The sequence below is a fragment of the Streptomyces sp. NPDC093586 genome (assembly GCF_044764905.1).
In the GTDB taxonomy this organism is placed as follows: Bacteria; Actinomycetota; Actinomycetes; order Streptomycetales; family Streptomycetaceae; genus Streptomyces.
The window spans coordinates 18,964-35,314 of record NZ_JBIWJA010000037.1 but is presented as its reverse complement, the minus strand read 5'-3'; the positions used below and the strand labels follow the sequence as shown (position 1 = coordinate 35,314).

Annotated in this window: 14 protein-coding genes and 1 pseudogene; 7 read left to right on the top strand and 8 right to left on the bottom strand. The window is 72.9% G+C overall.

Annotation, left to right across the window (positions count from 1 at the left end; all coding sequences use genetic code 11):
- Nucleotides 1-27 precede the first annotated feature (27 nt).
- Together ACIRFH_RS29435 and ACIRFH_RS29430 are read left to right on the top strand one after the other, a co-directional pair.
- Nucleotides 28-996 (top strand): anion permease, encoded by a 969-nt coding sequence (locus tag ACIRFH_RS29435; RefSeq protein WP_403527206.1) that lies wholly within the window; start codon nucleotides 28-30, stop codon nucleotides 994-996.
- The gene (locus ACIRFH_RS29430) at nucleotides 993-1,640 is read left to right on the top strand and encodes a DUF47 domain-containing protein (RefSeq protein WP_403527203.1); all 648 of its coding nucleotides are present in this window, start codon (nucleotides 993-995) and stop codon (nucleotides 1,638-1,640) included. The genes ACIRFH_RS29435 and ACIRFH_RS29430 overlap by 4 nt, the downstream gene beginning before the upstream one ends.
- A gap of 89 nt (nucleotides 1,641-1,729) precedes the next feature.
- On the opposite strand, the gene ACIRFH_RS29425 is transcribed toward ACIRFH_RS29430, so the two are convergent.
- The gene (locus tag ACIRFH_RS29425; protein WP_403527201.1) at nucleotides 1,730-2,473 is read right to left on the bottom strand and encodes a GntR family transcriptional regulator; all 744 of its coding nucleotides are present in this window, start codon (nucleotides 2,471-2,473) and stop codon (nucleotides 1,730-1,732) included.
- Between the two features lie 167 nt (nucleotides 2,474-2,640).
- Between ACIRFH_RS29425 and ACIRFH_RS29420 the strand changes: the two genes are divergently transcribed.
- Both ACIRFH_RS29420 and ACIRFH_RS29415 read left to right on the top strand, forming a co-directional pair.
- A complete protein-coding gene (locus ACIRFH_RS29420; protein ID WP_403527198.1) occupies nucleotides 2,641-3,666 on the top strand; it encodes a Gfo/Idh/MocA family oxidoreductase in 1,026 nt (341 codons plus the stop codon).
- A gap of 330 nt (nucleotides 3,667-3,996) precedes the next feature.
- Nucleotides 3,997-4,194 (top strand): annotated as a pseudogene (locus tag ACIRFH_RS29415) (dihydrofolate reductase family protein); the annotation flags it as partial.
- 78 nt (nucleotides 4,195-4,272) lie between these two features.
- On the opposite strand, the gene ACIRFH_RS29410 reads toward ACIRFH_RS29415, so the two are convergent.
- The 5 genes from ACIRFH_RS29410 to ACIRFH_RS29390 all read right to left on the bottom strand — a co-directional run bounded on the left by ACIRFH_RS29410 (nucleotide 4,273) and on the right by ACIRFH_RS29390 (nucleotide 9,712).
- Nucleotides 4,273-4,719, bottom strand: coding sequence for a TIGR03618 family F420-dependent PPOX class oxidoreductase (locus ACIRFH_RS29410; protein ID WP_403527195.1), 447 nt, complete (start codon nucleotides 4,717-4,719; stop codon nucleotides 4,273-4,275).
- Between the two features lie 12 nt (nucleotides 4,720-4,731).
- Complete coding sequence (locus tag ACIRFH_RS29405) at nucleotides 4,732-7,341, bottom strand: SpoIIE family protein phosphatase (protein ID WP_403527192.1); 2,610 nt, start codon at nucleotides 7,339-7,341, stop codon at nucleotides 4,732-4,734.
- A gap of 186 nt (nucleotides 7,342-7,527) precedes the next feature.
- A complete protein-coding gene (locus ACIRFH_RS29400) occupies nucleotides 7,528-7,950 on the bottom strand; it encodes a DUF6003 family protein (RefSeq protein WP_403527190.1) in 423 nt (140 codons plus the stop codon).
- A 234-nt stretch (nucleotides 7,951-8,184) separates the two neighbouring features.
- The gene (locus tag ACIRFH_RS29395; protein ID WP_403527303.1) at nucleotides 8,185-8,457 is read right to left on the bottom strand and encodes a DUF4190 domain-containing protein; all 273 of its coding nucleotides are present in this window, start codon (nucleotides 8,455-8,457) and stop codon (nucleotides 8,185-8,187) included.
- Between the two features lie 256 nt (nucleotides 8,458-8,713).
- Complete coding sequence (locus ACIRFH_RS29390) at nucleotides 8,714-9,712, bottom strand: aldo/keto reductase family protein (protein WP_403527187.1); 999 nt, start codon at nucleotides 9,710-9,712, stop codon at nucleotides 8,714-8,716.
- 440 nt (nucleotides 9,713-10,152) lie between these two features.
- On the opposite strand from ACIRFH_RS29390, the gene ACIRFH_RS29385 reads away from it, so the two are divergent.
- Nucleotides 10,153-10,341 (top strand): DUF6381 family protein, encoded by a 189-nt coding sequence (locus ACIRFH_RS29385; RefSeq protein ID WP_403527184.1) that lies wholly within the window; start codon nucleotides 10,153-10,155, stop codon nucleotides 10,339-10,341.
- Nucleotides 10,342-10,763: 422 nt separating this feature from the next.
- Here ACIRFH_RS29385 and ACIRFH_RS29380 read toward each other — a convergent pair whose 3' ends face one another.
- Nucleotides 10,764-11,030, bottom strand: coding sequence for a DUF6199 family natural product biosynthesis protein (locus ACIRFH_RS29380; protein WP_403527181.1), 267 nt, complete (start codon nucleotides 11,028-11,030; stop codon nucleotides 10,764-10,766).
- 270 nt (nucleotides 11,031-11,300) lie between these two features.
- Between ACIRFH_RS29380 and ACIRFH_RS29375 the strand changes: the two genes are divergently transcribed.
- Nucleotides 11,301-15,059 (top strand): S8 family peptidase, encoded by a 3,759-nt coding sequence (locus ACIRFH_RS29375; RefSeq protein ID WP_403527179.1) that lies wholly within the window; start codon nucleotides 11,301-11,303, stop codon nucleotides 15,057-15,059.
- Between the two features lie 115 nt (nucleotides 15,060-15,174).
- Entirely contained in the window at nucleotides 15,175-15,627 is a 453-nt protein-coding gene (locus tag ACIRFH_RS29370) for a MarR family winged helix-turn-helix transcriptional regulator (protein ID WP_403527176.1), read from the top strand.
- Here ACIRFH_RS29370 and ACIRFH_RS29365 read toward each other — a convergent pair.
- Nucleotides 15,608-16,297 carry a TetR/AcrR family transcriptional regulator gene (locus ACIRFH_RS29365; RefSeq protein ID WP_403527173.1) on the bottom strand — a complete coding sequence of 230 codons (690 nt, stop codon included), beginning with the start codon at nucleotides 16,295-16,297 and terminating at the stop codon, nucleotides 15,608-15,610. The two genes, ACIRFH_RS29370 and ACIRFH_RS29365, sit on opposite strands and share 20 nt — an antisense overlap.
- Between the last annotated feature and the right edge of the window lie 54 nt (nucleotides 16,298-16,351).

Below are 16,351 nucleotides of genomic sequence, written 5' to 3'. Positions count from 1 at the left end.
GGAACCCAGCCGTGAGAGAGGTCCTCCGTGACCGTCACCGTCGCCCTGTGCGTCACCGCAGTCGCCTTCGTCTTCATCTGCGGGGCCAACGACGGCGGTGCTCTGCTGGAGCTCGCCGTACGGCACCGCAGCCGCTCGGCGGGACCGCTCCTCGCGCTGCTGGTCCTGGCCGTCGGGCTGGGGCCGGACCTCTTCGGCCTCACCGTCGCCCGCACCTTCACCGGGCACCTCGGCCAGGGACCGCCCGACGCGGCGCGGCTGGTCTTCCTCGCGGGCGCCGGCGCCTCGGTCGTCCTCGTCCTGCTGCTGACCTGGCGCGGTGTGCCCACCTCGCTGACCCTGTCCGTCCTGGGCGGACTGGCCGGGGCGGACGTCGCCCTGGGGGTCCGGCCTGCCTGGGGGCACCTCGGCGTGGTGCTGGCCGTCGGCGCCGCCGCGCCGCTGGTGGGGGTGGGAGCCGGCTGGCTCATCGGCCGCGCGGTGCACCGGCTTCCCTCGCTGCGCGGCATGCCACGCGTGGTGAGCGGCCTGCAACTGGCGGCGTTCGGCTCCCAGTGCCTGGCCTACGCGGCCAATGACGGGCAGAAGATGTTCGCGGTGGTCGCCGTGGCCTTCGCCGGCGACGCGCTGATGCCGCAGCCGTGGCAGGCCGGTGACGTCATGGTGGCCGCGGTGTTCGCGGTGGGCGCGATGGCGGGGGCGCGCAGGGTGGCCCGCGGCGCGACCAGCCGTCTGCTCACCACCCGGCCCTGGCACGTGATGTCCGCCGAGTTCGCCTCGTCTGCGGCGGTGCTGTCCACCGCCGGTCTCGGCATGCCGGTCAGCATGACCCAGTCCGTGGCGGGCGGGCTCGTCGGCACCGGCGCCAGCGAGGGCGGACGGCGCGTGCGCTGGCAGTTCACCGTGCCGCTGCTGACCGCCTGGCTGGTGACGCTGCCGGCCAGTTTCGCCACCGGCGCCGTGGCCGGCCTGATCCTCAAGGGAGTCACCTCATGATGATGAGCGCGACCGTGCGCCGCATCATCGGCGACCTCACCGGACGCTCGCACCGCAGGACGATCGACCTGCTGACCGCCCAACTGGACGCGACGGTCGAGGGCGTCGACCTCGCGGCGGATCTCGCCACCGGGCGGGTCGCTCCGGCCGAGGCGCGCGTCCGCATGGCCGACGTGGAGCACGAGGGCGACGGATGCCGGGCCGCGCTGGTGGCGGAGCTGTTCACGACGCTGACCACGCCGATCGACCGCGAGGACCTCTACCGCTTCTCCCGCTCCGTCGACGACGTCCTCGACGGTCTGCGGGACCTGGTCCGCGAGACCGATCTGTTCGGTGTGCCCGGCGACCCGGCCGATCTACCCGCGCTGGAGGCGGTGCGCGAAGGACTGGTCCGGCTGCGCGAGGCGGTCACCGAACTGCTGGGCGACCCCGGGCGGGTGCACGAGGGCGCCATGGCCGCCCGCAAGGCCGCGGGACGGGTGCGGCGCGCGTACCAGGAGGCCGTCGCCGCACTGCTGCGTGAGGAACTGAGCGCCGGCACGCTCAGCCGCCGGGAGCTGCTGCGCCGCCTCGACGGCATCGGGCTGCGCCTGAACGACGCCGCCGCCGACCTGTCCGACGCACTGCTCAAGCGAGGGCACTGATCCGCGCGGCGCCGGGCCTCCCGCGCACGCCGCCCCTGCGGCGGTCCCGCGCCGTGCCCGGGCACCGGTGTGCCGGCCCGCCCCGCACGTCAGTGCGCGGCGACGGTCATCTCGAACGAGTAGCGGGAGGCCCGGTAGACGTGCGTTCCGTACTCGACCGGCCGCCCCGAGCCGTCGAAGGCGGTGCGGGTCATGGTGAGCAGGGTGGCACCGCGGGTCTCGTCGAGCAGCCTGGCCTCCGCGGCCGTCGCCCCCCGGGCACCGATGGTCTGCTCGGCGGTGCTCAGGGCGACGCCGGACCGGCGCAGCATCTGGTACAGGCCCCCTTCGGCCAGCGCCTCGAGGGTCAGCTCGATCAGGCCCTCCGGCAGGTAGTTGTGCAGGAGCGCGATCGGCTGGTCGTCGGCGAGACGCAGCCGCTCGACGGACAGCACCGGCTGTCCCTCCTCCAGACGGAGCGCGGCGGCGACCTCCCCCTCGGCCGGGACGGTCTCGACGGAGAGCACCTGCGTGGACGGGTGACGGCCGTCCCGTTCCAGATCCTCGTAGAGGCTGGTGAACTCGACCTGGCGTCGTATGCGGTTGGTGACGACCTGGGTGCCCACGCCCCGCTTGCGGGCCAGCAGCCCCTTGTTGACGAGGTGCTGCATGGCCTGACGCATCGTCGGGCGGGACAGCCCGAACTCGTCGGCCATGGCGATCTCGTTGCTCAGCCTGGTGCCGGGCGGCAGCTCCCCCGCCTCGATGAGGCTCTGCAACTGCTGGGCGAACTGGAAGTACAGGGGGACCGGGCTGCTCCGGTCGATCGTGATCTTCTTCGTGAGCGGTTCCACGTCATCCTCCTGCGCACTGCTGCCGTCGCCCGTCAGTATGCCTCACCTCCCGTTAAGCTCTGTACGTCTTTATGTCTGAACAAACCCTTGCTCTCCCGCTTCCCGAGGGATAGAAAGCACCTGGGCCGCTCCGGCTCCTTCCCACGTCCGCACGAAAGGCTCCGCACATGCGCATCGGACTCATCGGTACGGGCCGTATCGGCGCGTTCCACGCCTCGACACTGGCCGCCCTGCCGGCCGTCACCGGCCTGGTCCTCCATGATCCCGACGAGCGCTCCGCCCGCACCGTGGCGGACCGCGTCGGGGCGGAGTTCGCCGGTGACCTCGACGCGCTGCTCGGCGCCGGTCTGGACGGAATCGTCATCGCGGCGCCCACCGGTTTCCACGCGGAGCTGATCCTCGCCGCGCACCGCGCGGGACTGCCCGCCTTCTGCGAGAAGCCGGTCGCCGGCACCCTGGAGGAGACCGATCGGGTGCTGTCCGCACTGGAGGGCTCCGACATCCCCCTGCAGATCGGCTTCCAGCGCCGTTTCGACACCGGCTACCGGGCGGTGCGTGAGGCCGTCGCGGCCGGACGGCTCGGCTGGACGCACACCCTGCGGGCCTGCACGTCGGACCCCGCTCCCCCGCACCCCGGCTACATCCCCGGTTCGGGCGGGATCTTCCGCGACTGCTCCGTGCACGACTACGACGTCGTCCGCTGGGTGACCGGCCGCGAGGTCACCGAGGTCTACGCCACCGGCGCCAACCGCGGCGAGGAGTTCTTCACCGCCGCCGGAGACGTCGACACCGGCGTCTCCGTGCTCACCCTGGACGACGGCACCCTGGCCACCTGCACCGCCACCCGCTACAACGGGGCCGGCTACGACGTACGCCTGGAGGTCTGCGGTTCCGAGGGCACCCTCGTCGCCGGCCTGACCGAGCGGGCGCCCCTGACCTCGGCCGAGGGGACGGCGTGGCCGGCCGGCACTCCGTATCCAGGCTTCATGGAGCGTTTCCAGGACGCCTACCGCGCCGAACTGACCGCGTTCACCGAGGTCGTGGCGGGCGTCCGCCCCAGCCCGTGCACCGGCGAGGACGCCCGTGCCGCCCTCGCCGTCGCCGAAGCCGCCACCCGCTCGCGGGCCGAGGGCCGCCCCGTTCCGGTCTCCGCACCGGCGCGGTCCCGGGTGCTCGGCAACCGGCGGGCCTGAGCGGCGCGGGAGGGGCCGCGGACCGTGCCGATCGTCTGCCGGGCCGGCGGACCGCGGGGCACCTGAGGGCGGGCGCGTGCCGGAGCGGTCCGCGCCCGCCGGATGCCCTACCCGGCGGCCCGGGGCGCGATGCCCGCTCATCCGGGGAGCGCGGGGATGCCGGCTCCAGGACCGCTGGTGTGCCGAGCCGGCACGACGGGCCCGCCGTGCGCGCTGTCGGAGGCAGCGGTCGGGATGACGGTCGTGACAGACGGAACGACCTGGCTCGCCGACCGACGGGCCATGGCTTTCGGGGACTACCACGTGGTGCTGGCCCCCGGCCACTGCCCACTGCTCGCCGCCGGACTGGTGGACCGTTTCCGAGTGGTCGTCTTCCCGGTCGTCACCGGTGTCACCGGGAAGGAGCGGATCTTCGACGAGTATCCCGACCTCGCTCTCGACCTGGTCGAGAGCCGCACGTTCGACGGCCGGATCCAGTTGCTGGAGTACGTTCCCACCGTTCTGGACGGGCCCCCGGTACCCGCGTGAACACCCCTGCGGGTCAGTACACCTGGGACACGCCGCACCGCGGACGGCGCCTCGCGCTCCGTCGCGGCGACGGGCCGGTCAGGGTGCGGGGACGGGGCCGCCGGGCCGGAACCGCTCCACCCCGACGATGTGCCGCACCTTGAGCGGGCGCACGATCACCGCGACGCGCTGCTCCCCCGGCATGATCCATTCGAAGCGCTCGCTGCCCAGGTACTTCCGGGCCAGGCGGTCCATCCGCTCGTGTGCCTCCTCGCCCTCGACGAAGCGGGACACCACACCGCTGATCTGCACCCGATCGAAGGGATCGGTGGCATCGGCGTGCGACAGGTAGACGCGGGGATCGCGGCGCAGGTTCTCCTCCTTCACCCGGCCCACCGACGTGTTGAAGGTCAGCTCCCCCTCACCCTCCAGATCCACCCACATCGGGCTGACCTGCGGCGCCCCGTCGGCGAACACGGTGCCGACGTACCAGATGTTGGGGGCCTGCAACCGGGCACGGACGGCTTCGTCGAATGTCGCAGTCATCCCGCGAGGCTATCAACCATGATCAGCGGGGCCGGGGTCCGGGGCGAGCGACTGTTCGGTCCAGATGACCTTGCCGTGTCTCGTGTAGCGCACGCCCCACCGGTCGGCGAGCTGGGCCACGAGGAACAGGCCGCGTCCGCCCTCGTCGAACTCGGCTGCCTGGACCACGCGCGGCGCGGTGCTGCTCGCGTCGCGCACCTCGCAGATCAGGAGGTGGTGGCGAAGGAGCCGAACGGTGACGGGCGGCGCTCCGTACCGAACGGCGTTCGTGATCAGTTCGCTGAGGATGAGTTCCGTGGTGAAACCCGTGTCGGCGAGTCCCCAGCTCTCCAGTTGCCGCATGCACCGGGCCCGGACGGCGCCGACCGCCGCGAAGTCGGCGGGGACGTCCCACTGGGCCATGTCCTCGGCCGGGAACCGGCGGGCGGCGGCGACGAGCAGGGCGACGTCGTCGCGCGACCTGTCCGGCACCATGGCGTCGATGACGGTGCCGCAGGTGCTCTCGCTGCTCGGCTCCGTGCGGGCGAGGACCGATCGCAGCAGCTCCAGTCCGGTGTCGATGTTCCCGTCGCGGTTCTCCACGAGCCCGTCGGTGTAGAGCACGAGGCGGCTTCCCCGCGGAAGGCCGACCTCGGCGGTCTGGAACGGAACGCTTCCCAGTCCGAGCGGCAGATTGGCCGGCACGTCGACGAACTCGACCGAGCCGTCGGGCAGGACGAGCGCGGGCGGCGGGTGCCCGGCACCGGCGACGACACACCGGCCGTCGATCGGGTCGTAGACCGCGTACACGAGCGTCGCGCCGGTGACGGTGTGCTCCTCGCCGCCTGTCTGGTCCGCGGCGTCCAGGCGCGTGGCGAGCTGGTCCAGGTGGAACAGGAGGTCTTCCGGGGGCAGGTCGAGGGCCGAGAAGTTGAGGACCGCGGTTCTCAGTCTGCCCATGGTGGCGGCGGCCTGCAGGCCGTGCCCGACCACATCGCCCACCACCAGGGCGACCCGGGCGCCCGACAGGGGGATGACGTCGAACCAGTCACCGCCGACGCCCGATCGGGCGGGCAGATAGCGGTGGGCCGCCTCCACGGCGTCCTGCGGGGGCAGGTCCCGCGGCAGCAGGCTGCGCTGGAGCGAGACCGCGGTGGCGTGCTCCCGCGTGTAGCGGCGCGCGTTGTCGATGCACACCGCCGCGCGGGCCGTCAGTTCCGCCGCGGGCGACACGTCGTCCGGCTGGAACGGGGACCGGCGCCCGCGCCAGAACATGACGAGCCCCAGCATCACCCCCCGGGCGCGCAGCGGCACCGTGATGAGCGAGTGGAAACCCAGCTGGAGAACGCGCTGCGCGCCCTCCGGGTCGGCCGCCCGCCAGCCCTGCGACCGTGCCAGGTCGGGCACCAGCACGGCGTCGTCCCCGTCGGTCGTCCGGCGCTGCCGCGTGACCGGTCCGTACTCCAGGCCGCTGCCCGTCTCGTGCCAGGGCCAGGCACCGTCCGCCCCACGGACCGCCACGCGCCGCACGGACGACGCCACACCCGGTGTGGGTTCGTCCCCGCACAGCACCGCGTCGAAGAGGTCCACGGTGACGACGTCCGCGAACTGCGGGACGACGAGGTCCGCGAGCTCTTCGGCGGTGCGGACCACGTCCAGGGTGCTGCCGATCTCCGCGCTCGCCCGGTACAGCAGTTCCAGGCGCTCGCGTGCGACCTCCGCCCGCCCGGCGAGGGCGCGGAGCTCGGTGGTGTCCCGCAGCGTGGCGACGCCGCCGACCGGGCCCTCCCCGTCGCGGCCGGTCCGTCGCACATTGACCGCGAGCAGACGGCCGCCCACCGGCTGGACGGCGTCGTCCACGCTCCGCTCGGACGCCAGCAGCCGCACCATCGAGGAAGGCAGGCCGAGGTCCCGCAGCGACCGCTGCTCCGCGTCCGCGGGCAGCTGCAACAGCCGCCGTGCCTCGTCATTGGCCAGCGACAACCGGCCGTCCGCCCCGATCACCACCACCCCTTCGCGCGCCGCGTGCAGCACCGCGTCGTGGTGCTCGTACATGCGCGTCACCTCGGTCGGCCCGAGCCCGTGCGTCTGCCGGCGCAACCGCCGGTTCACCAGCCACGCCGCGCCCGTGGCCAGCACCAGCGACCCCGCGACGCCGGCCGCCAGCAGCGGAAGCTGCCGGTAGAAGGCACCGCTCACCGTGCTGGTCTCCAGGCCGGCCGTCACGATGCCCACGACGTTCCGGTCCGTGTCGGTGACCGGAACGACCGCGCGTACGGCGTCCGTCGGCTTCCCCTTGAACCATTCGGTGTAGGACTCGCCGGCGAGGGCCCGGCTGAAGTCCCCGCCCGCCCGCCTGCCGATCAGCGGATACCGGGCGTCGGTGTAGCGGACACCGTTCCGGTTCAGCACGACGACGAAGTCCACGCCCGAGGTCCGACGCGCCTTCTCGGCCAGCGGCTGCAGGACGGCTGTCGGGTTCGGGCTCTTCAGGGCCGCCGCGACACCGGGAGAGCTGGCGAAGCCCGCCGCCACCGCGAGCACCTCGCGCCGTGCCCCGTTCACCGCCTCGCTCCGGGTCTCGTACACCAGGGTGATGGCGCTCAGCACGGCCAGGAGCAGCACGACCAGCAGTTGCAGCACGAACACCTGCGCCGCAACGCTGTGCGGCCATGGTCTCCGTGGTGTCGGTGATGCGCCGCTCGTCCCCTCACGCATTCACCATTTTTAGCACCTCTTGTCCTGATACCGCCCGACCGAGGACGCGGCACGGTCCCCTCTTTCGCACCACGCCACGGCACCGGGCGACCGCTGGGACCGCTGGTGGGGTCAGTGGGCGACGGCCTTGACGGCGGTCAGGTCCTCGCCGGTCAGTTCCGCGACGCGGTGCGCCGGGACACCGGCCGCCAGCGCGCGGGTGAGCAGTGCCTCGCGGCCGTCCGTGCAGGAGCGGTAGGCCAGCAGCTCCTGCTCCAGTCGTGCGACGTTCTCCGGCGCCGTACGGTGGCGCAGACGGCTCAGTTCCTCCTCGCCGAGGGGGACGGGCAGCCGCTCGGCGTCCTCGGGGATGGCCTGCGTCTCCTCCGGCGGCAGCAGGCGCAGCGCGGGGGACGAGGCGGTGACACCCTGCGCGTCGAGCCAGGCGCGTACGGCGGGGGTCTGCATGCAGGCCAGGTCCCCGAGAGCCGTGGGGGGCGTCCCGAGCGTCGGGGCCGGGTCGTTCAGCAGGACGAGGTAGGCGTCGTCGGTCATGCGCGGTTCCTCACAGGGTGGACGGTCTGCTCCGCATGCCTCCTCCTACCCGCCGCGGGCGGCTTCACCGGGCGGTGCCGGCACGCTCGCGAAGCCGTACGCGCGGGCGAGGGGGCTCAGGTACGAGGTGGCGGGGCCGGAGGCCGCCGAGCGGCTCCCCTGTCGTCCGGCGCGGGTGTCCGTCGGCCCGCCTCGGGGAGCCCGGCCTGTCAGGCGTGGGCAGGTGGCCGCGGGTCAGCCGACGTGCCAGGTGAAGCTGCCGCCGTTGTTGGCCGCGACGGCGAACATCACGATCATGAGGACGATGTCGAGCACGCCGAGGCCGATGTCCCACTTCGCCATCAAGGAACCGGTCTGACGCAGCGCCACGGCGCCGAAGATGATGGCCAGGGGGCCCAGGACGATCGGCAGGACGAACAGGCCGACGATGCCGCAGACCAGTCCCGCGATCGCCAGTCCGCTCGTCCGGCTCGTCTTGTGCGCACCCGCTCGGCTGTAGGACGACATCGTCATCTCCCAAACTGTGGTGGTTGGCTTCTTCTCCTTGGGTGCCTTTCTGGTTGCCCGTCCCGGCCGGGACATTCCTGTGACGGGCAGTCAATTGCTGTCACGGCACGGCTAGTTGCCGGTACGTCACCGGGACGGCGGTGGAGGGTCGTCCGTCGGGTCCGCGAAGAGTCCGAGGGAGCGCCACCGCCGGGTGCGGACCGTGTCCGGAGGCACCGGCCGACGTGATGCCTCCGTGGATCGGCGGTGGGCGGGGTCATCGGTGCCTGACCCCCGGCCGGGCGCCGGGGGCGAGGGTGGGTTCGGTGACCGGGGTGTCGCCGAGGGCCCGGTCGATCGCGGCCAGCAGGTCCTCGGACAGTTCCACGCCGGAGGCGGCGGCGTTCGCGTGGACCTGCTCCGGACGGGAGGCGCCGGTGATGGCGGAGGCGACCTCGCTGCGGCGCAGGACCCAGGCGAGCGCCAGGGTGGGCATGCTCATCCCGGCCTGTTCGGCGATGGGGACGAGGTTCTGGACGGCTTCGAGGGTGGCGTCGCTGTAGACGAGGTCCTTGGACACCGCCATGTCGGCGGAGGCGAACCGGCTGCCCTCGGGGACGGGCTGTCCGGGCTTGTACTTGCCGGTCAGGACGCCCTGGGCGAGCGGGGACCAGACGATCTGGGAGATGCCGTGGGCGGCGCACAGGCCGAAGACCTCTGCCTCGGGGGCCTGCCACAGCATGGAGTACTGCGGCTGGGAGGAGACGAACAGGCCGGGGCCGGCGATGTCGAGCGCGGCCCGGATCTGCTCGGGGGTCCACTCGCTGAACCCGATGCAGCGGGCCTTGCCCTGGTCGACGACCTTCTGGAACGCCTCGACGATGTCCTCGACCGGCACGGTCGGGTCGAAGCGGTGCGCCTGGTAGAGGTCGACGTGGTCGGTCTTCAGGCGGGTGAGGGAGGCGTCGATCTGCCGGGCGACCTGTGCCGGGGACAGGCCCTGGTCGGCCGGGTCGACGGACATCGGGAAGTAGACCTTGGTGGCCAGGACGTAGGAGTCGCGGGGGTGGGAGGAGAGGATCTCGCCCCAGGCCCTCTCCGCGGCGCCCTGTCCGTAGACGTTGGCGGTGTCGAAGAAGTTGATGCCCGCCTCGAACGCCGCCTCGGTGCAGGCGCGGGTGGTGTCGGCCTCGATGCCGCCGGAGTAGGTGAGCCAGGACCCGAGCGAGATCTCCGAGACCTCCAGGTCCGAGCCGCCGAGCTTGCGGTACTTCATGGCCACTCCTCGTGGTTCCGCCGGTCTGTCCGGGGCGGGTACCCGGTCAGCGCCGGAGCGAGGCCGGCCGCGTCGAGCGGATCGCCGCTGTGGTGGGCTCGCCGGTTCGGACGTCCTCGCGGCGGGGACTCGGGCGGGCACAGCACGCCCGGGCTGCGGGTACGGCGTCACCGGCGCACCCTGGAGACATGGCGAGCGCTCCGAGGGTCGCGCATCCGCCGCTCGGCGCGGATGGCCGACGGATGACCGTGTACGGCCGGGTCCTCGGCCTCGCGCGCAGCGACCGGGACGTCGTCGGGCTCCCGCGCCACGGCGGCCCCGGGGACGCCGGGCCGGTCCTCGGCAGTCCGGCGGTGCCGGCGTGGCGGGGAGGCCGGACGGTCCGCCGCGCGACAGTACGGCCGCCCGCCCTGAGTTTCCCCTTCGCGAGGTGATCGACCATGAGCCCGGACGAAACACGTGAGCGGCTGCGGCGGATGCGGGAGAAGGCCAAGAACCTGGCCGACGCCGCGGAGCGGACCGACGATCCTCAGCAGCGCGCCCGGCTCCAGGAGGAGGCACGCTCGCTGCGGTCCCGGTGCGAGCAGGAGAGCGCCATGCGCACCGGGGACATCTACCCCTCGGAGTAGCGGGTCCGACCGGAGCAGGGGGCCCTCTCCCCGGCCGCGCGGCCGGTCGTCGCCGACGCCACCGCCTCGGGCACCGGGCACCTGCCCCGGACCGTGCGGCGCGGCGGGTGGCACGGTGGGCGGTGTGCCGGCCGGGGACCGGACGTTCCGTCGTGCGGGGTGGGGCGCCTGTCCGCCAAAGAGGCCGGCAGGCAGACCCGTACGACGGCCTGGGCGGCCGTCGCCACGGTGCGGCTCGCGCCGTCCCCGTCGATCACTCGCCGTGCCAGCGACCCGGCGCTGACGGCGAGCACGGGCCGGCGGAACCACGGCCCCCACCGGTTGCCCGCCCCGGCTCATGAGGGTGGGGCGGGGCGGCCGGAGCGCGGCGTCCCGCGGTCTCCCTTTCCCGTCCCGCCCCTGCTGCCGCGTCCGGCCGGCGGTCAGATCCGCTCGACCAGCATCCACGTGGCGACGGCCAGAAAGAGCACCCCGGTCACTCGGTGCAGGGCGTACCCCTTGCCGGTGGGTTCGGTCGCCTCGGGGTTCTTCACCCAGCCCCGCTGCATGCGGCTGTCCAACCGCCACAGCAGTCGCGGGCGTACGACTCGGACCAGGCCCATGACCAGGAAAAGGCACAGGATCGCGATGAGCGCCGGGTCGGTGCCGCCGTCCCCGGACGATGCCTGGACCAACGCTTCGTGACCCATGGGCTCCCGGATTCCCTGTCGTCCGTCCGGGAAACGGCTGAGGTACCCGGCACGTCGGTCGGTCCTGCCGTCGGGCACCGACCGGCGGTCCGCGCCGGAAGCCACGTCGGGGAATCGCAACCCCCAGCGTTCTCCGTGGAGTTCCCGCTTCCCCGGTCGTTCCGGTGGCGGATACCGGTCACGGCACAAACCCGCCTCACCACAACACCGCTGCCCCACCTGTCTCTCTGTCAGGGTGTCGCCACCGCACACCTCTGACTGGGGAGACCGATGCGCGCGATATTGCGGAATGCTCTGGTCACGGCCATGGCCGTGGCTCTGGCCGCGACCGCGGCCGCGCCGTCCGTGGCACGGCCACGGACGGCCGAGCCGGAGAAGAGACCGCTGGTGGGAAGCGAGGCCGCCGCCGCGAAGGGGCAGCACTCGACCGTCACCCTGGTCACCGGGGACCGCGTCCTGGTGAGCACCGACACGTCCGGCCGCAGTACGGCCGTGGCACTGCCCGGCGAGGACGGCGGCGTGCCCGTCGTCCAGACGAGGAGGCAGGGCGACGACCTGTACGTCTACCCGGAGGCCGCCGTCGAGGCGCTGGCCGCGGGCCGCGTCGACGAGGAACTCTTCAACGTCACCGGCCTGGTCCGCCAGGGCTACGACGACGCCCGCACCGGGTCTCTGCCGTTGATCGCGGTGTACGACACGTCGGTCGACGTGGCCCGTACCACCCCTGTCGCCCCGTTCGGCGCGCAGCGCGGTCTGGTCCTCGACGCCGTCGACGGTGTCGCCCTGAAGGCCGACAAGAAGAAGGCGGCCGGTTTCTGGGCCGAGGTCTCCGGTGCCACGTCCCGCTCGTCCAGGGACCTGAAGAAGCTGTGGCTGGACTCCAAGGTCCAGGCACAGCTCGACCGTTCGACGCGGCAGGTGCACGCCCCCGAGGCCTGGGCCGCCGGGTACGACGGCAAGGGCAGCAAGGTCGCCGTGCTCGACACCGGTGCGGACGCCGAGCACCCGGACCTCAAGGGCCGTATCACGGCGCAGCGGAACTTCACCGGCTCCGCCTCCACCGACGACCGCCAGGGACACGGCACCCATGTGCTGTCCACCGTGGGCGGCAGCGGCGCCGCGAGCGGAGGGAAGAAGAAGGGCGTCGCACCCGGCGCGGACCTGCTCATGGGCAAGGTCCTCGACGACGGCGGTTCGGGCGCCGAGTCCTGGATCATCGCCGGGATGGAGTGGGCGGTCGAGCAGGAGGCCGACGTCGTCTCCATGAGCCTCGGCTCCCAGCAGCCCACCGACTGCACCGACCCGATGAGCGTGGCCGCGCAGCGGCTCGCCGAGACCTCGGACGCCCTGTTCGTCGTGGCCGCGGGGAACGCGGGGCCGTCCCTGAACACCGTCTCCTCGCCGGGCTGCGCCCCCGGCGTCCTCACGGTCGGCGCCGTCGACCGGGACGACTCCACCGCCTGGTTCTCCAGCCGCGGCCCCGCCTCCTTCACCCACACCCTGAAGCCCGAGATCACCGCGCCCGGAGTGGACATCTCCGCGGCTGCGGCGGGCGGCCGGGGCGTGTACGCGTACCGGTCGATGTCGGGAACGTCGATGGCCACCCCGCATGTGGCGGGCGCCGCCGCCGTCCTCAGGCAGCGGCACCCGGACTGGACGGCTCGGCAGCTCAAGGCGGCCCTGGTGTCCTCCGCCGACAGCGGCGTCCCCGGTGACGTGCGCGAGACCGGCGGCGGTCTGCTCGACGTGAAGGCCGCGACCGACGTCACCGTCCTCGGCGCCCCGGCGGTGCAGGGCGGCACCTTCAACTGGCCGCAGGACGCCAGCGACCGCACCACCGTCGACGTGCCCTACACCAACACGGGCGACAAGGCGGTGCGGCTCGGCCTCCGCGTCGAAGGGGTCACCGGCAACGACGGCTCGCCCGTCCGGTCCGCTGTGGCCAAGCTCGGCAGCCGCTCGGTCACCGTCCCCGCCGGCGCCACGGTGAAGGTCCCGCTGCGCATCGACCCCACCGCCCGCCTCGCCGCGAGCCAGTACGGAGACGTCACCGGCCGGGTCATCGCCGAGGCTGGCGGGGTGGCGGTCTCCACGCCGTTCTCCCTCTACGTCCAGCCGGAGACCGTCTCCCTGCGGGTCAAGCTCGTGGACCGCGCGGGCGAGCCGGCCGGCGGGAGCTCGTCCCTCGACGTGATCGGTACCGACGACGCCACCGGTGAACGGCGCTTCAACGACGGCGCCGCCGACCAGACGTACCGGCTGCGTCCCGGCAGCTACTTCCTGTCGAGTTTCGTCGAGACGCGGGACGCGGAGGGAGGCATGACCGACTCGGTCACCTATCTCGGCCGTCCGCAGCTGAAGCTGACCAAGGACACCACGGTGATCCTCGACGCGCGCAAGGCGCACCGGCTGGTGGTCGCCGCCGACCGGCCGGCCGAGACCCGGTCCGCCACGCTCTCCTACTCCCGCACCTGGGGCGAGAGCTGGGTGCACGCCGGAACCATCACCGCCCAGGGCACCGTCCGCGGCTTCTACGCCTCGGTCGAGGGCCGCGCCCAGGACGGCGGTTTCTCGTTCGGCAGCCACTGGCGGCAGTTCGCCCCGCTCATCTCCGAGTTGAAAACCGCGGACGGCCTCGCACTGCATCCCGTCCCGTCCGGCAAGGGCAGCACCAACCTCGACGGCACCGGACAGGCGGAACTCGTCGACGCGGGCAAGGGTTCGCCCCGGGAGCTGGAGGCCGCGGGCGTCAAGGGCAGGATCGCCCTGGTCCTCGTACCGGACGACGGCGCCGTCGCCACCCTGGCCGCCGACGCCAAGGCCGCGGGCGCCACGGCCCTCGTCGTGCACCGCTCCGCCCCCGGCCGCTGGCATCCGCGGGCCGGCTTCGCGGGTCCGGTACTGCCGACCCTCGCGATCCCGGCGGACGAGGCCGGCGCGCTGCTCACCAGGCTCGCCGCCGGCGAGGTGACGCTGCGCTGGAAGGCCACCGCCAGAAGCCCGTACGTCTACAACCTGTCCTTCCCCGAGAACGCGCAGATCCGCGGTGACCGGACCTACCGGGTGCGCGACGACCGGCTCGGCAGGGTCACGTCGACGTACCACGCGATGGGTGTGGCGGGCGACTTCTTCGACAGCGCCAGCGCGTACCTGCCCGACGGGACCACGGCGTCCCTGGGCTTCGGCGAGCCCGTCCCGGTGCCGGGCAAGCGCACCGAGTTCTACTCGGCGGGCGACGTCTCCTGGGGGCACGCCGTCTCCAGCAGCTTCCCCTGGGGCGAGGCGATGCTCGACCAGCGGCGCACCTACCGGGCCGGCAGCGAGCGTTCCGAGTCCTGGTACGACGGCGTGGTGGCCCCCACCGCACCACGCGACACCGAGGGCGTGCCGGTGCTCGCCGCCGAACGGCAGGGCAACCTGATCGGCTTCTCCGCGGCCATGTGGGGAGACGGCACGCACTACGCCCAGTCCGGGTCCTTCGGTGACATCGGCAACCTGATCCTGCGCAAGGACGGCGAGGAACTCGCCCGCAGGAGCTACCCGTTCGGAGCCTTCGACGTGCCGGCCGGGGAAGCCGCGTACGAACTGGAACAGAACATCGGGAAGTTCAGTCAGCCCGCCCGGCCGTGGCAGCGGTCGCAGCAGGTGCAGACCGTGTGGAGTTTCCGCTCGAAGCTCGACGAGAGCCGGTACTCGCAGGGCCTGGGCATCCTCTTCCCGCGCTACGACCTGCCGGAGGACGGTCTCAAGACCGTGCCCGCGCGGGACGGCCTGCGGATCGGGCTGCGCGCCACCGGCCACGCCGGATACACGCCGGGCAGGCTGACGTCCGCGAAGCTGTCCTACTCCTATGACGAGGGCAGGACGTGGACCGAGGCGGACGTCACCGTCTCGGGCGGCGGCGCGACGGCCACGGTGGACCACGCCGGTGCCGCCGGCCGGCAGGTCTGGCTCCGGTCCGAGTTCACGGACGCCGCCGGCAACTCCGTGCGCCAGACCGTGTCCCGCGCCTACGACGTACGCCCGTAGCGTCCTCGCGGGTCCGTGACCAGTCCGCCGGGCGGCTCTCCTGCGGGGGCCGCCCGGCGGATCTCTTTGTATAGTACGTACACGTCCCGAACAACCCGGCCGGGAGGCGGAAGCGATGACACAGGAGGACGTGGCCCACCCCGCGCCCCGCGAGGCGCTGGCCGGACTCGGCCCCCTGGCCCGCCAGTTGAACCAGGTGCACAACCGGCTCTGGTACGAGCTGGTCCATCAGGACGTCACCGGCCCGCAGTTCACCGTACTGAGTCTGCTGGACGCCCACGGCGACATGGACCAGGGCACGCTCGGCGCACTGGCCCGTCTCGACAAGTCGACCGCCGCCCCGCTGCTCGAACGGCTGCGCCGGCGGGGTCTGCTGGAGATCGCGCGGGACGAGAGCGACCGCCGGCGCAAGCTGGTCCGCATCACCGAGGAGGGCCGCGAACTCGCCGCCCGGCTCGCCCCCGCGGTCGTCGCGGTGAGCGATCGGATGCTCGCCCCGTTCTCGCCCGAGGAGCGGGAGCAGTTGCTGACGCTGCTGCGGCGGGCGGTCAGCGCGCCGGAAGCCTAGTCCTCCGACCGGAGTCCGCTGTCCGAGCCGTCCCCTCTCCCGCTTCGCCGGCGGCGGCCGGCCCGTCGTCCGCGAGGATGTCCCGGCAGTGGGCCAGGAATCCCGCGAGTGTCAGGCCGAAGGCGTGGTCGGCCCGGGACGGCCCCGTGGCCGCCTGGGCCCGGGCGAGCCGCGGGGCCTCGTTCTTCTCCTCGACCACCCACATCACCTCGGGCGCCGACATGTCCAGGGCCGATCCGAGGACGATGTTGTCCAGGCCGGTGATGACCGGCATGACGGCCTCCGGTGCGAATCCCGCGTCCAGCAGCAGGCCGGCCACCCGGTCGTACTGCTCGATCACCCGCGGCGCACGCACCGGCGAGGTCATCAGCATGGGGATCGCCCTCGGGTGGGCCGCGAAAGCGGCGCGGTAGGAGCGGGCCCACGTCTCCAGAGCGACGTCCCAGGGGCGTTCGTCGAGCGCCGCGAGGTCGAGTCCGTCGACCACCCTGTCGCGCAGCAGTTCTATCACCCCGGCCCGGCCGTCCACATGGTGATACACGGAGGCGGTCTGCACCCCGAGTCTGCGCGCGATCTCGGGCACGGTGAAGTCGCCCGTCTCGTCGACGAGTTCGAGGGCCGTACGGCCGATGCGCACCCGGTCGAGCAGGGCCTTCCGCGGCCGAGCCATATGCCGTTCTCCTGACGTGAGGTCTTCCCGAATCGTACGTCCTCCGTCTACATT